General features: G+C 50.7%; 15 protein-coding genes and 1 other annotated feature. Of the genes, 7 read left to right on the top strand and 8 right to left on the bottom strand.

Annotated features, from left to right (window positions below; genetic code table 11):
• The first annotated feature begins 27 nt into the window (after positions 1 to 27).
• A complete protein-coding gene (gene trmD, locus FDX09_RS23540; RefSeq protein ID WP_003031232.1) occupies positions 28 to 795 on the top strand; it encodes a tRNA (guanosine(37)-N1)-methyltransferase TrmD in 768 nt (255 codons plus the stop codon).
• A gap of 39 nt (positions 796 to 834) precedes the next feature.
• Positions 835 to 1,182 carry a 50S ribosomal protein L19 gene (gene rplS / locus FDX09_RS23535; RefSeq protein ID WP_006687325.1) on the top strand — a complete coding sequence of 116 codons (348 nt, stop codon included), beginning with the start codon at positions 835 to 837 and terminating at the stop codon, positions 1,180 to 1,182.
• Positions 1,183 to 1,320: 138 nt separating this feature from the next.
• Here rplS and FDX09_RS23530 read toward each other — a convergent pair whose 3' ends face one another.
• The 4 genes from FDX09_RS23530 to FDX09_RS23515 all read right to left on the bottom strand — a co-directional run bounded on the left by FDX09_RS23530 (position 1,321) and on the right by FDX09_RS23515 (position 4,083).
• The gene (locus FDX09_RS23530) at positions 1,321 to 1,803 is read right to left on the bottom strand and encodes an OmpA family protein (RefSeq protein WP_038642755.1); all 483 of its coding nucleotides are present in this window, start codon (positions 1,801 to 1,803) and stop codon (positions 1,321 to 1,323) included.
• A 12-nt stretch (positions 1,804 to 1,815) separates the two neighbouring features.
• Positions 1,816 to 3,039, bottom strand: a complete 1,224-nt coding sequence (gene dgcN / locus FDX09_RS23525) for a diguanylate cyclase DgcN (RefSeq protein WP_038642753.1) — start codon at positions 3,037 to 3,039, stop codon at positions 1,816 to 1,818.
• Entirely contained in the window at positions 3,032 to 3,550 is a 519-nt protein-coding gene (locus tag FDX09_RS23520; RefSeq protein WP_038642751.1) for a YfiR family protein, read from the bottom strand. The genes dgcN and FDX09_RS23520 overlap by 8 nt, the downstream gene beginning before the upstream one ends.
• 158 nt (positions 3,551 to 3,708) lie before the next feature.
• On the bottom strand, positions 3,709 to 4,083 hold the full coding sequence (locus FDX09_RS23515; RefSeq protein WP_038642749.1) for a DUF2799 domain-containing protein: 375 nt from the start codon (positions 4,081 to 4,083) through the stop codon (positions 3,709 to 3,711).
• Between the two features lie 215 nt (positions 4,084 to 4,298).
• Between FDX09_RS23515 and aroF the strand changes: the two genes are divergently transcribed.
• Positions 4,299 to 5,369, top strand: coding sequence for a 3-deoxy-7-phosphoheptulonate synthase AroF (gene aroF, locus FDX09_RS23510; RefSeq protein ID WP_042313300.1), 1,071 nt, complete (start codon positions 4,299 to 4,301; stop codon positions 5,367 to 5,369).
• 10 nt (positions 5,370 to 5,379) lie between these two features.
• A complete protein-coding gene (tyrA, locus tag FDX09_RS23505) occupies positions 5,380 to 6,501 on the top strand; it encodes a bifunctional chorismate mutase/prephenate dehydrogenase (RefSeq protein WP_038642745.1) in 1,122 nt (373 codons plus the stop codon).
• Between the two features lie 42 nt (positions 6,502 to 6,543).
• Here the strand turns inward: tyrA and pheA are convergent, their stop codons facing one another.
• The 4 genes from pheA to bamD form a co-directional block, all read right to left on the bottom strand.
• The gene (gene pheA / locus FDX09_RS23500) at positions 6,544 to 7,704 is read right to left on the bottom strand and encodes a bifunctional chorismate mutase/prephenate dehydratase (protein ID WP_038642743.1); all 1,161 of its coding nucleotides are present in this window, start codon (positions 7,702 to 7,704) and stop codon (positions 6,544 to 6,546) included.
• Between the two features lie 22 nt (positions 7,705 to 7,726).
• Positions 7,727 to 7,852: a sequence feature (Phe leader region), on the bottom strand.
• The gene (pheL, locus tag FDX09_RS23495) at positions 7,804 to 7,851 is read right to left on the bottom strand and encodes a pheA operon leader peptide PheL (protein ID WP_100250063.1); all 48 of its coding nucleotides are present in this window, start codon (positions 7,849 to 7,851) and stop codon (positions 7,804 to 7,806) included. Its footprint overlaps the feature before it by 48 nt.
• Before the next feature lie 102 nt (positions 7,853 to 7,954).
• The gene (gene raiA, locus FDX09_RS23490; protein WP_003031244.1) at positions 7,955 to 8,293 is read right to left on the bottom strand and encodes a ribosome-associated translation inhibitor RaiA; all 339 of its coding nucleotides are present in this window, start codon (positions 8,291 to 8,293) and stop codon (positions 7,955 to 7,957) included.
• A gap of 250 nt (positions 8,294 to 8,543) precedes the next feature.
• Positions 8,544 to 9,281: an outer membrane protein assembly factor BamD gene (bamD, locus tag FDX09_RS23485; RefSeq protein WP_005130417.1), complete on the bottom strand. Its 738-nt coding sequence runs from the start codon at positions 9,279 to 9,281 to the stop codon at positions 8,544 to 8,546.
• 131 nt (positions 9,282 to 9,412) lie between these two features.
• On the opposite strand from bamD, the gene rluD reads away from it, so the two are divergent.
• From rluD to clpB, 3 genes are all read left to right on the top strand, one after another.
• Positions 9,413 to 10,393 (top strand): 23S rRNA pseudouridine(1911/1915/1917) synthase RluD, encoded by a 981-nt coding sequence (rluD, locus tag FDX09_RS23480; RefSeq protein WP_137347946.1) that lies wholly within the window; start codon positions 9,413 to 9,415, stop codon positions 10,391 to 10,393.
• On the top strand, positions 10,390 to 11,121 hold the full coding sequence (gene yfiH / locus FDX09_RS23475) for a purine nucleoside phosphorylase YfiH (protein WP_110497124.1): 732 nt from the start codon (positions 10,390 to 10,392) through the stop codon (positions 11,119 to 11,121). The genes rluD and yfiH overlap by 4 nt, the downstream gene beginning before the upstream one ends.
• Positions 11,122 to 11,250: 129 nt before the next feature.
• Entirely contained in the window at positions 11,251 to 13,824 is a 2,574-nt protein-coding gene (gene clpB / locus FDX09_RS23470; RefSeq protein ID WP_038642736.1) for an ATP-dependent chaperone ClpB, read from the top strand.
• Positions 13,825 to 13,966: the final 142 nt, after the last annotated feature.

Here is a 13,966-nt window from a genome sequence, read left to right as displayed (position 1 = left end):
AAAAGTCGGCGTTATGGGGATTGGCTTGTGTTTATAGGTATCGTTAGCCTGTTTCCTGAAATGTTCCGCGCAATTACCGATTACGGGGTAACTGGCCGGGCAGTAAAAAATGGCCTGCTGAACATCCAGAGCTGGAGTCCTCGAGACTTTACTCATGACCGGCACCGTACCGTGGACGATCGTCCATACGGCGGCGGACCGGGGATGTTAATGATGGTGCAACCCTTACGGGACGCCATTCATGCAGCAAAAGCTGCGGCTGGTGAAGGCGCAAAGGTGATTTATCTGTCACCTCAGGGACGCAAGCTTGATCAAGCGGGCGTCAGCGAACTGGCCACGAATCAAAAGCTGATTCTGGTGTGTGGTCGCTATGAAGGTATCGATGAGCGCGTGATTCAAACCGAAATTGATGAAGAATGGTCAATCGGCGATTACGTTCTCAGCGGTGGTGAGTTACCAGCAATGACGCTGATCGATTCCGTTTCCCGGTTTATTCCGGGGGTTCTGGGTCATGAAGCATCAGCAATCGAAGATTCGTTTGCTGACGGGTTGCTGGACTGTCCACACTATACCCGACCTGAAGTGTTAGAGCAGATGGAAGTACCGGCAGTGTTACTGTCGGGGAACCACGCTGAGATACGTCGCTGGCGTTTGAAACAGTCGCTGGGCCGGACCTGGCTTAGAAGACCTGAACTTCTGGAAAACCTGGCTCTGACTGAAGAGCAAGCAAGGTTGCTGGCGGAGTTCAAAAAGGAACACGCACAACAGCAACATAAACATGATGGGCAGGCGTAAGCCCCCAATATCAGTTTACCCAGGATAAGAGATTAAATTATGAGCAACATTATTAAGCAACTTGAACAAGAACAGATGAAGCAGGACGTACCTTCCTTCCGTCCGGGTGATACCGTGGAAGTGAAAGTATGGGTTGTTGAAGGTTCCAAAAAACGTCTGCAGGCATTTGAGGGCGTGGTTATCGCTATTCGTAGCCGCGGTCTGCACTCTGCATTCACTGTTCGTAAAATTTCCAACGGCGAAGGCGTTGAGCGTGTCTTCCAGACTCACTCTCCGGTAGTTGACAGCATTGCTGTTAAACGTCGTGGTGCTGTTCGTAAAGCTAAACTGTACTACCTGCGTGAGCGCACTGGTAAGTCTGCTCGTATCAAAGAGCGTCTTAACTAAGATTCGCGCAAGCGACATCCTGTTAGAAAAGGGCTGGCCGAAAGGCTGGCCCTTTTTTTATCGCGATATTTACTGATGGGAACAGACTGACTGCCGGGGAACTTTACATACTCTCTGGATACAGTCAGCCCGGGATGATTACGGTGTGGCGATCACCACCGCGACACGGCGGTTTTCAGCACGACCTTTAGAGGTCTGGTTACTGGCGATAGGGTATTTCTTCCCGAGTCCCTGGGTGGTCAGATTGGTACGGGGAATATTAGCGCCTTGTGCCCAGGCATCGGCCACGACATTCGCGCGTTTGAGCGACAGAGCCTCGTTGTAGCTGTCTTCGCCGTAGTTATCCGTATGACCATCCAGACGAGCATGGTTTAGCCCGGTAGCAGCCAGTTTGGATGCCATTTCCTGAATCTGCTTTTCACTTTCCGGACGTAGCTTATAGTCGTTTTTATCAAACAGGATATTGTCAGACAGGCCAAGAGACCAGTCTCCTGAAACTTCGCTAAATCCGTACGATTTCATAGCTGCAATTTGCTCTGGGGTAAATTTTCCCTGAGGTGCCTGACAGCCTGCCACAATCAGTAAAAGCAGAAAAAACGGTGAAAATAGACGTTTTAACATGTGTGTAATTCCTTATTTAATAATGCGTTCAGAACGCAAATGTTTGGCCTGATACATATTTTGATCGGCAAGTTCTTGTAATTTTTCGGCAGAGGCATGTTCCCACGTCAGCGCAAAGCCAATGCTGAGTGTCATGCTTGCCAGATGACCATTGTGCAGGTCAAAAGGTCGGTTAAACGCTTGTGACAGTGCGGCACAGATACGCTGAACTTCGTATTCTGAGTGAACGCTATACAGCACCATGGCAAACTCATCGCCGCCAAGCCTGTAGGGGTGATGTCGATCACCTCCAAACTCGGACAGCCTTTTTGCAACTTCAATCAGGACACGGTCGCCCGCTGCGTGGCCCCAGGTATCGTTAATAAATTTAAAATTATCACCATCAAGGAATAGCAATGCAGAACTGCTGCGGGCAGCATCGTCGTTCATCAGGGCGTTAATGCTGCTGCGAAATGCGGCGCGATTTGCCAGTCCTGTCAGAGGATCATGTAACGCGGTACGCAAAAGCTGAGCGTTCTTTGCCTGCAACCGAAGTTGCCATTCCTCCATTTCGTCCAGCAGGCTATTAAAATCCTGAGCAAAAAGATGAAATTCTTCGATACGTTCTTCTGAAACACGTCGTGAAAAGTTACGGTTGGTACGGACATCATGTACCACCTCGGTGATATTTTGCAGGGCTTCTACTACGCCATTGTGCAAATAGCGAGTGAGCATTAATGCAATGCCTGATGCCAGCAGAATGCATCCGGTAAGAACGGCCAGCGACAAATAAATGAAATGGCTGATCACGCTATCGCGGGCAGTCAGGCGCACTTCACCAATAACATTGCCATTATGCAAAATGGGCTGTGTGACCGGTTGCGGAAACAGCCAGTGGCTGATCAAACCGCTGATCTTTTCAGTGGTGTCCTGCGCGTCATAGCGCCAGGTGGCGATCACGTTCTGATTTTTATTACGCACTTCCGCTACGGAAAACTGCCCTTGTTGCCCTAGCGCCGCCAGAGTTTCTGTTGCCGCAACACTGTCAGAAAAGACTAATGCAGCTTCAAGTGTACGAGTCATCGTGGCTGCGGTCAGGTCCAGGTTCTTTTGCGCATACTGTCTTAATGCCAGCACGGAGGAAATGCTAAGCAGTAGCCAGATCAACGTCATGGTGACCAGGACGCTGATTATGCTGATACGCCGTAATGTCCGCTTAAACGTCGGGCGTGTTATGGGAGAATGGCCCTTATCCATGCTTTTTATTCCGTGCAAGCATCAATACGTCTGGACTGACCCTTACGCCACTGCGTGAAAGGGAATCCATATTTACGGAAAATCTCACATCTTCATCTTTAATTATGAGGCAAAAGGCACTGCCAATAACGCATTCGGGATTCTGTTCAGCGATTAATAACAGTGCCTTTGTCGGATATTTATTCTTTAATTCCACCTGATAACCAGGGGATTCTTTTCCAAAATAAAAACCATCACACTGCGAAACTAATATTTCTTGTTCCGTACGAATGATGACGGGAAGATAGGGTAAAGCACCAGTACTGGTATCTCCCAGTACACTGGAAAAACGCGATGAAGAGAAAATACACAGTTTTGGTGGCCCGGAAAGTGCAGGCCAGTGTGTATAACTGACGATGCCGGAAACCATCGCGCGTACAGATTTTGCTTCTTCCGTAACGCTCTGGGCGTACAGCGGTAATCCGGTCAGGAGCAGTGCCAGTAGAAGTATGAGTCGGTAAGAATAGCTCATGAATAGTTACCTACCAGCGGTTGCCGTAAAGCGTCGAAATACACTCAAGATTGTTTGAGACAAAATAACATTATTTTCCTAAGTCGTCATTATTCCGGGTATAAAGCTATGGATAATTTAAGTTAAATCTTATGTGCATATAAAATATAAGTTATTGTTTAATTTAATCTTATAGCGGCATTACCTTCGTTTGCCCCTTTTTGCCAGGCGTTGTGTAACTGGTCAACATTTTCGACAGTATCGCAACTTGGGGGAAAGGTTTTCCCGGCCAGACCCCTGGCGTAAACAAAATCCTGCTGGCAGGTTTTACGTTGTCCCTCGGCGTAACCCTTAAGATATTCCGTACGATCGACTTCTGGATCATTGTAATTGTCGGCAAGAATTTCATTATCTTTAACCGCATAGCCTGAAATGGCATCGCGTATCCCGGCATCGTACCAGTCGGTGCCAGTCCAGGTAGGGGCGTGAGTATAGGGGTCTATCTGACATCCGCTAAGAAGTAGTATTAATAAGGTGCTGATGAGTTGCTTCATTGCCTGTGCTCCCGCGTTTTTTTAAGCATAGTGGATCTGATATCAGGATGATGTAAATTTAAATGTACACTCAGATAGGCTTTATTTAGTACTTAATAGCGCGCTGTAAATTAAAATTTACGGATTATGGATTGAAATCTTTACCTGTTGTGATATCGTTATTTCCTCCTCGCTGAGGATCAACTATCGCAAACGAGCTAAACAGGATCACCATCATGCAAAAAGACGCGCTGAACAACGTACATATTACCGACGAACAGGTTCTGATGACTCCGGAACAGCTGAAAGCTGAATTTCCGCTGAGCCAGGCACAAGAGGCGCAAATCGCCCAGTCGCGTAAAACCATTTCAGATATTATCTCCGGTCGCGATCCGCGTCTGCTGGTGGTATGTGGTCCGTGCTCCATTCACGATCCTGAAATGGCAATTGAGTACGCTCGTCGATTTAAAGCCCTTGCCGCAGAGGTCAGCGATAACCTCTACCTGGTGATGCGCGTCTATTTTGAAAAACCCCGTACTACCGTTGGTTGGAAAGGGTTAATTAACGATCCTCATATGGATGGCTCTTTTGATGTTGAAGCTGGACTGAAAATTGCGCGTCAACTGCTGCTTGAACTGGTAAATATGGGACTCCCGCTGGCAACTGAAGCCCTGGATCCTAATAGCCCACAATACCTGGGCGATCTGTTTAGCTGGTCGGCAATCGGTGCGCGTACCACGGAATCACAGACTCACCGTGAAATGGCTTCTGGTCTTTCGATGCCGGTTGGCTTTAAGAACGGCACTGACGGTAGCCTGGCAACCGCGATCAACGCCATGCGTGCCGCGGCGCAGTCACACCGTTTTGTCGGTATTAACCAGGCAGGGCAGGTAGCGCTGCTGCAAACTCAGGGCAATCCGGACGGTCATGTGATCCTGCGTGGCGGCAAAGCGCCGAACTACAGCCCGGCAGATGTTGCCCAGTGCGAAAAAGAGATGGAACAGGCGGGACTAAGACCTTCCCTGATGGTAGATTGCAGTCATGGTAACTCCAATAAAGATTACCGCCGTCAGCCTGCCGTGGCTGAATCCGTGATTGCGCAAATCAAAGATGGCAATCGCTCGATCATTGGTTTGATGATTGAAAGTAATATTCATGAAGGCAACCAGTCTTCCGAACAGCCGCGCAGCGCAATGAAATACGGCGTGTCCGTAACCGATGCATGCATTAGCTGGGAAATGACGGATGCGCTACTGCGTGAAATTAGCCAGGATTTAAACGGCCAGCTGTCGGCGCGTGTAGCATAAGAGGTTGGTTATGGTTGCTGAATTGACCGCATTACGCGATCAAATTGATGAAGTCGACAAGGCGCTGCTGGATTTGCTGGCACGCCGCCTGGAGCTGGTTGCTGAAGTCGGTGAAGTAAAAAGCCGCTTTGGGCTGCCGATTTACGTGCCGGAGCGGGAGGCCTCTATGTTGGCTTCACGCCGCGCGGAAGCGGAAGCCCTTGGCGTACCGCCGGATCTGATTGAAGATGTGCTGCGCCGGGTTATGCGCGAGTCCTACTCCAGTGAAAATGACAAAGGATTTAAAACGCTTTGTCCTTCCCTACGACCGGTAGTGATCGTCGGCGGCGGTGGTCAGATGGGGCGTCTTTTCGAAAAAATGCTCACTCTGTCAGGTTATCAGGTGCGGATCCTGGAACAGCAGGACTGGGATCGCGCGTCGGAGATCGTCTCTGATGCAGGCATGGTGATCGTCAGCGTGCCGATCCACGTCACCGAGCAGGTGATCGCTAAATTACCGCGTCTGCCGTCTGACTGTATCCTGGTCGATTTGGCATCGGTGAAAAATGGTCCTTTACAGGCGATGCTGGCAGCGCACGATGGTCCGGTGGTGGGGTTACATCCCATGTTTGGTCCGGACAGCGGCAGTCTGGCAAAACAGGTGGTTGTCTGGTGTGATGGACGTCAGCCGGAAGCCTATCAGTGGTTCCTGGAACAGATTCAGGTCTGGGGCGCGCGGCTGCATCGGATCAGCGCCGTTGAACACGACCAGAATATGGCGTTTATTCAGGCCTTGCGTCACTTTGCGACCTTCGCCTATGGTCTGCACCTGGCGGAAGAAAACGTGCAACTGGAACAATTGCTGGCGCTCTCTTCGCCGATTTACCGCCTTGAACTGGCGATGGTTGGACGCCTGTTTGCCCAGGATCCGCAGCTGTATGCCGATATCATTATGTCGTCTGAGAGCAACCTTGCGCTGATCAAACGCTACTATCAACGTTTTGGTGAGGCGATTGGTTTACTGGAGCAGGGCGATAAGCAAGCGTTTATCGACAGCTTCCGTAAGGTGGAGCACTGGTTTGGCGATTATGCGAAACGCTTCCAGAGCGAAAGCCGTACTTTGTTGCGCCAGGCGAATGACAGCCGTCCTTAACTAAGATGCCGGATAAGCCTAGCGCCATCCGGCATTGTCACGTTAACTCGGATCGACCGGCACCACGTTCTCACTCGGGTAACATCCCAGCACCTTCATCGAACGCGTAATCTCCCCCAATTCCTTTAACGCCTTTTGCATTTGGGGGGATTCCAGATTCGCCTGGATATCAAGATAAAACATCTCTTCCCATGGATTGCCGTGAATCGGGCGTGACTCCAGTTTAGTCATAATCAGATTATGGTTGCGCAGTACCAGCAGCGCTTCAACCAGCGCACCGGCCTGTTGGCCTGTTGCCATCAGCAGCGTGGTTTTCGCCGGAACCTGGTCGGAAACATTGATAGCCTTGCGTGCCAGTACCACAAAGCGGGTGATGTTTTGTGTCTGGTTAGCTTCGATATGCTCGAGAACCTGCAAACCATACAGTACGCCTCCGGCTTCGCTCCCCAATGCGGCTACGCGCGGTGAGTTAGCTTGTGCAACTTTTTCCATCGCCGCTGAGGTGCTTTCGGTGTACTCAATCTTCCAGTGTGGGTAACGGCTCAGGAACTTGCTGCACTGTTGGAACGGCTGCGGGTGGCTGTATACCGTATCAATGGTCTCGAGATCGGTTGTGCCGGATACCAGTACGCAGTGGTCAATTGTAATAGTCATCTCGCCAACGATAGACAGACTGGTGTGCTGCAGCAGGTCGTAGACGTCGTTAATCCCACCGGAGCTGGTGTTTTCAATCGGGACCACCGCATAGTCAGCTTGTCCGGTTTCGACCTGATTAAAGATATCGGCAAATTTCGCGCAGCCGCTTTCAATGAATTGTTCAAAATGACGGGCAGCGTACTGACGTGCGGCGAGGTGTGAGTATGAGCCTTTTGGCCCAAGGAATGCGACGCGCGCGGAATGGGGGTTAATTTTGTTCAGATGTTGCTGGAGCAGTGCCTGCTGCGTCAGGACGGAGTCTTCGATAATCAGTTGGAACAGGCGGGTGATATAGTGCGCGTCGAGATGATGCGCTTTGCCAAGCTGAATCAGCCGGTCTAACAGATCGCGTTCGCGGTCAATATCACGTACCGGACGATGTGAAAGCAGTTTAGCTTTGCCGACTTCTACGGCCAGCCCACGCCGTTCAGCCAGTAGGGCCAGTAATTTTTCATCCAGCGAACTGATTTTATCGCGCAGCGCCAGCAATGGGTTTTCCGATGTCATAGTGTTGCCTTTCTTGTTATCAATAAAAAAGGCCTCCCGTTGTGGGAGGCCTTATTGTTCGTCTTCGCATTCTTTATCACACGACGAAACGCCTCCCATTCAGGGGAAGGTAAAAAAGAATGCGAAGAAGAACGGGACAAGTTTCATGTAATTTTCCTTTGGCTACGTCAGTAAAGTACCCGTACTGTTTTCACCCTGTCAACAAAAAACGCGCCCGAAGGCGCGTTGGCGATACACTCAATGTAAGGGACTACTCTTCTTCTGCTTCGACGAAGTTGGCGTCTTTGACTGAAGTTGTTGCACGACGGGCTTCGCCTTTGTGCTGCACTTTATTGAGCTGCCGTTCCAGCTTGTTGATCAAATCGTTAATTGCGGTGTACATATCCTCGTGTTTTGCGCTGGCGACCAGATGTCCGTTCGGTGTATTGATGGTGGCATCAGCAATGAAACCCTGTGGCTCCTTAGACAGAATGATATGTGGATTAATCAGATGAGTTTGCCATTTTTCAAGTTTGGCGAGACGGTCTGCGACATGCTGGCGAATTGCCGGAGTAATTTCCATTTGTTTACTGGTAATGTTCATTGTCATAAATTTTACCTCTTGTCTTTCCCGTCTTGGTGATTCCAGCATACCGTTCCTAATGTCAAAATGTGTGATTTAAATCACATTATTTTGTCGCTTTTTGTCAAGAAAACCTTTTTGTGAGGCACCGCAGGAACAAGCGATTTTTTACTTGAGGAATAGCAGAAAGCAGGCCATATTTGATGAGATGCGTTGGAGCTAAACCGCTTCAGTTATGGCGAGCCCTTGGGGCTGCCGTTTTGCATTCTGAGGTAAATCAGGTGTTACTGCTGTTGGCGGCAATGATTTTCGCTACTTTTTCTGCCTGCGCATTCATTTGCATCTGGCGATAAGCGTTTTCCATCAACGGCAGAGCATCACGTGTTGCCTGGGTATCCGGGTAGTCGCGCAGCATGCCTTCCACACGGTTTACCACCGCCACCCATGCGCCACGGGCAGTGTAATATTCCGCAACGGAGTATTCATACTTCGCCAGACGATCTTTCAGGAACACCAGACGTTTAGTGGCGTCAGTGGTGTACTGGCTGTTCGGATAGCCACGTACCAGTTTGGAAAAGTCATTAAACGCAGCTCGGGCATGTTGTGGATCGCGATCGCTGCGATCAACCCCAAAGAATCCTTGCAGTGCGCTATCATCCAACGCCATATTGGTCAGGCCACGCATATACATGACATAATCAATGTTAGGGTGTGTCGGATTAAGACGGATAAAACGATCGATGGCAGCCTGAGCAAGTGGCAGATCGGCGTTTTTGTAGTAGGCGTAGATGAGATCTAATTGCACCTGCTGAGAATACGGTCCAAATGGATAACGGTTATCCAACGCTTCCAATTGCGTTATTGCCTGTTTCCAGTTACCGTCCTGCAGCTTTTGCTGAGCAGTCGCGTAGATTTCATTTGGCGGATTATCGGGCACCTCTTCCTTTGAACCAGAGCAACCCGCCAAAAACAGGCTCAACGTGGCTGCTGCCACCAGATATTTCATGCGCGTCATGACGTTTTGACTTTCCTCAAAATGTTTTACGGGAGATTCTCTGTTCCTGCTCCCGGTTAAGACCAGCTACAATAGCACACTATATTAAACGGCAAAGCCGTAAAACCCAACGTTAAACAAAGAAGCAGTTTATGGCACAACGAGTAGAACTCACCGCAACAGTCTCCGAAAATCAGCTCGGTCAACGCTTAGATCAAGCTTTGGCCGAATTGTTCCCTGATTATTCGCGATCGCGCATAAAAGAATGGATCCTCGACCAGCGCGTGCTGGTAAATGGCAATCTTTGCGATAAACCGAAAGAAAAAGTGTTGGGTGGAGAGCAGGTCTCCATCAATGCAGAAATTGACGAAGAGGTTCGTTTTGAGCCTCAGGATATCCCGCTGGATATCGTGTATGAAGATGACGATATTCTTGTTATCAACAAACCGCGTGACCTCGTGGTGCATCCGGGCGCAGGCAATCCTGATGGCACGGTATTGAATGCGTTGCTGCATTACTACCCGCCAATTGCGGATGTTCCTCGCGCGGGTATCGTCCATCGTCTGGACAAAGACACGACCGGATTAATGGTGGTGGCAAAAACCGTTCCGGCGCAGACGCGTCTGGTGGAGTCATTACAGCTGCGTGAAATTACCCGTGAGTACGAAGCCGTGGCGATTGGCCATATGACAGCGGGCGGAACCGTTGAAGAGCCGATTAGCCGTCACCCGACCAAGCGTACACACATGGCGGTACACCCGATGGGTAAACCGGCGGTGACGCACTATCGTATTATGGAACACTTCCGTGTGCACACGCGTCTGCGGTTGCGTCTGGAAACCGGACGTACGCACCAGATCCGCGTGCACATGGCGCATATCACTCATCCGCTGGTGGGAGATCCGGTCTACGGTGGTCGTCCGCGTCCACCAAAAGGCGCTTCTGACGAATTTATTTCCGTATTGCGTAAGTTCGACCGTCAGGCGCTGCACGCGACCATGCTGCGTCTGTATCACCCGATTTCCGGTATCGAAATGGAATGGCATGCGCCAATTCCGCAAGATATGGTGGGATTGATTGAAGTGATGCGCGCTGATTTCGAAGAACATAAGGATGATATTGCCTGGTTATGAGTAAGCTAATTGTCCCGCAGTGGCCGCTACCGCAAGGTGTTGCGGCATGTAGTTCTACCCGTATTGGCGGTATCAGTATGCCGCCTTATGATTCGCTGAATTTGGGCGCCCATTGCGGCGATAACCCGGAGCATGTCGAAGAGAACCGCAAACGACTGTTTGCTGCGGGCAATCTGCCTTCAAAGCCAGTCTGGCTGGAACAGGTCCACGGTAAGGACGTCCTGAAACTGACGGGCGAGCCGTACTCCTCCAAACGTGCGGATGCGTCATACAGCAATACGCCTGGTACCGTGTGTGCGGTGATGACGGCGGACTGTCTGCCCGTACTATTTTGTAATCGTGCAGGTACGGAAGTCGCGGCGGCCCATGCAGGTTGGCGCGGATTATGCGCCGGTGTGCTGGAAGAGACGGTGGCGTGTTTTGCCGACAAACCTGAAAACATTATTGCCTGGCTAGGCCCGGCGATTGGCCCGAACGCGTTTGAAGTGGGGCCAGAAGTCCGCGCAGCGTTCATGGCGCATGATCCGCAGGCGGACCTCGCATTTGTACCGCGCGCAGACAAATATCTGGCGGATATCTACCAGCTTGCGCGCCAGCGTCTGGCAAATGTCGGCGTGACGCACCTCTACGGCGGTGACCGGTGCACCTTCAGCGAAAGTGAGACTTTCTTCTCTTATCGTCGCGACAATACCACGGGTCGTATGGCAAGTTTTATTTGGCTGATATAACCTAAAGAATCAAGACGATCCGGTACGTGTAATTTTCTTTTCACATAATTCAGGTCATTCACCTTGAATAATTGAGGGATGACCTCATTTAATCTCCAGTAGCAATTTTGACCTGTTATGGGAGGAGTTATGCGTCTGGATCGTCTTACTAATAAATTCCAGCTTGCTCTTGCCGATGCCCAGTCACTCGCATTGGGGCACGACAATCAATTCATCGAACCACTTCATCTAATGAGCGCCTTGCTGAATCAGGAAGGGGGATCGGTACGTCCTTTATTAACCTCAGCTGGCATTAATGCCGGCCAGTTACGTACAGCCATTGACCAGGCGTTGAGCCGCTTGCCGCAGGTAGAAGGTACCGGCGGTGATGTGCAGCCTTCTCAGGATCTGGTGCGTGTACTGAATCTTTGCGACAAGCTGGCGCAAAAAAGAGGGGACAACTTTATTTCGTCAGAACTGTTCGTTCTGGCGGCGCTTGAGTCACGCGGTACGCTGACCGATTTATTAAAATCAGCAGGGGCGACGACCGCCAATATCACTCAGGCAATTGAACAAATGCGTGGAGGTGAAAGCGTGAATGATCAGGGAGCTGAAGACCAACGTCAGGCCTTGAAAAAATATACCGTCGATCTGACCGAACGCGCCGAACAGGGCAAGCTCGATCCGGTTATCGGCCGTGATGAAGAAATCCGCCGCACCATTCAGGTGCTGCAACGTCGTACTAAAAATAACCCGGTGTTGATTGGTGAACCTGGCGTCGGTAAAACCGCCATCGTTGAAGGGCTGGCGCAGCGTATTATCAACGGCGAAGTGCCGGAAGGCTTGAAAGGCCGCCGCGTACTGGCGCTGGATATGGGCGCGCTGGTGGCCGGGGCAAAATATCGTGGCGAGTTTGAAGAACGTTTAAAAGGTGTGCTGAACGATCTCTCTAAACAAGAAGGCAACGTCATTCTGTTTATTGATGAGCTGCATACTATGGTTGGCGCAGGTAAAGCCGATGGTGCCATGGACGCCGGTAACATGCTGAAACCGGCGCTGGCGCGTGGGGAACTGCACTGCGTAGGCGCAACCACGCTCGATGAATATCGTCAGTACATCGAAAAAGATGCGGCGCTGGAACGCCGTTTCCAGAAAGTGTTTGTGGCTGAACCTTCAGTAGAAGACACCATCGCCATTTTGCGTGGTCTGAAAGAACGTTATGAGCTGCACCACCATGTGCAGATCACTGACCCGGCGATTGTTGCGGCAGCGACGCTGTCTCACCGCTATATTGCCGACCGTCAGTTGCCGGATAAAGCCATCGACCTGATCGATGAAGCGGCATCCAGCATTCGTATGCAGATTGACTCCAAGCCGGAAGAACTGGACAGACTCGACCGCCGTATTATCCAGCTCAAACTGGAACAGCAGGCATTAATGAAAGAGTCTGATGAGGCGAGTAAAAAACGTCTTGATATGCTCAACGAAGAACTGGACGACAAAGAGCGCCAGTATTCTGAGTTAGAAGAAGAGTGGAAAGCGGAAAAAGCCTCGCTCTCCGGTACTCAGACGATTAAGGCTGAGCTGGAGCAGGCGAAGATCGCCATCGAGCAGGCGCGTCGTGTGGGCGACCTGGCGCGGATGTCCGAGCTGCAGTACGGTAAAATCCCGGAGTTGGAAAAACAGCTGGAAGCCGCTACCCAGTCGGAAGGTAAAACTATGCGTCTGTTGCGTAACAAAGTGACCGATGCAGAAATTGCTGAAGTGCTGGCGCGTTGGACGGGGATCCCGGTTGCCCGCATGCTGGAAGGCGAACGGGAAAAACTGTTGCGTATGGAGCAGGAGTTGCACAGCCGTGTGATTGGCCAGAACGAAGCGGTTGAAGCGGTATCTAACGCGATTCGCCGTAGCCGTGCTGGGCTGTCTGACCCGAACCGTCCGATTGGTTCATTCCTGTTCCTTGGGCCGACCGGTGTCGGTAAAACTGAACTGTGTAAAGCGCTGGCAAACTTTATGTTCGACAGTGACGATGCAATGGTGCGTATCGATATGTCCGAGTTTATGGAGAAACACTCGGTGTCTCGTCTGGTCGGTGCGCCTCCGGGATATGTCGGCTACGAAGAGGGGGGGTATCTCACTGAAGCAGTGCGCCGTCGTCCTTACTCCGTCATCCTGCTGGATGAAGTGGAGAAAGCGCATCCGGATGTGTTCAACATTCTGTTGCAGGTGCTTGACGATGGTCGTCTGACCGACGGGCAGGGGAGAACGGTCGACTTCCGTAATACGGTGGTCATCATGACTTCGAACTTGGGGTCCGATCTGATCCAGGAACGTTTTGGCGAGCTCGATTACAGCCACATGAAGGATATGGTGCTGGGCGTTGTGAGCCATAACTTCCGTCCGGAATTTATCAACCGTATAGATGAGGTTGTGGTATTCCATCCGTTGGGTGAGCAGCACATTGCTTCTATTGCTCAGATCCAACTGCAGCGTCTGTATAAACGTCTGGAAGAGCGTGGCTATGAAATCCATATCTCAGACGAAGCGCTCAAACTGCTGAGTGCAAATGGTTACGATCCGGTATATGGCGCGCGTCCATTGAAACGCGCTATCCAGCAACAGATCGAAAACCCGCTGGCGCAGCAAATTTTGTCTGGGGAGCTGATTCCTGGCAAAGCCATTCGCCTGGAAGTGAACGACGACCGTATCGTGGCAGTGCAGTAAGTCACAAAACGATAATAAACGAGCCCTGCGGGGCTCGTTTTTGTTTAAAAACCAGGCAAAAATAGAAGGGTTGAGTGAAAAGTAATCGTTTGATAAGTTTTTTGTATTTTTAACTTGTCAGCCTGAAATAACTCCCTATAAT

It is taken from the genome of Citrobacter sp. wls717, from assembly GCF_005280955.1.
In the GTDB taxonomy this organism is placed as follows: domain Bacteria; phylum Pseudomonadota; class Gammaproteobacteria; order Enterobacterales; family Enterobacteriaceae; genus Citrobacter; species Citrobacter werkmanii.
This window is presented reverse-complemented; position numbering and strand designations above follow the sequence as displayed.

Coding starts and splice junctions, on each gene's coding strand:
- rplS (WP_006687325.1), top strand. CDS start 835: ATGAGCAACATTATTAAGCAACTTGAACAAGAACAGATGAAGCAGGAC.
- FDX09_RS23530 (WP_038642755.1), bottom strand. CDS start 1,803: ATGTTAAAACGTCTATTTTCACCGTTTTTTCTGCTTTTACTGATTGTG.
- dgcN (WP_038642753.1), bottom strand. CDS start 3,039: ATGGATAAGGGCCATTCTCCCATAACACGCCCGACGTTTAAGCGGACA.
- FDX09_RS23520 (WP_038642751.1), bottom strand. CDS start 3,550: ATGAGCTATTCTTACCGACTCATACTTCTACTGGCACTGCTCCTGACC.
- FDX09_RS23515 (WP_038642749.1), bottom strand. CDS start 4,083: ATGAAGCAACTCATCAGCACCTTATTAATACTACTTCTTAGCGGATGT.
- aroF (WP_042313300.1), top strand. CDS start 4,299: ATGCAAAAAGACGCGCTGAACAACGTACATATTACCGACGAACAGGTT.
- tyrA (WP_038642745.1), top strand. CDS start 5,380: ATGGTTGCTGAATTGACCGCATTACGCGATCAAATTGATGAAGTCGAC.
- pheA (WP_038642743.1), bottom strand. CDS start 7,704: ATGACATCGGAAAACCCATTGCTGGCGCTGCGCGATAAAATCAGTTCG.
- raiA (WP_003031244.1), bottom strand. CDS start 8,293: ATGACAATGAACATTACCAGTAAACAAATGGAAATTACTCCGGCAATT.
- bamD (WP_005130417.1), bottom strand. CDS start 9,281: ATGACGCGCATGAAATATCTGGTGGCAGCAGCCACGTTGAGCCTGTTT.
- rluD (WP_137347946.1), top strand. CDS start 9,413: ATGGCACAACGAGTAGAACTCACCGCAACAGTCTCCGAAAATCAGCTC.
- yfiH (WP_110497124.1), top strand. CDS start 10,390: ATGAGTAAGCTAATTGTCCCGCAGTGGCCGCTACCGCAAGGTGTTGCG.
- clpB (WP_038642736.1), top strand. CDS start 11,251: ATGCGTCTGGATCGTCTTACTAATAAATTCCAGCTTGCTCTTGCCGAT.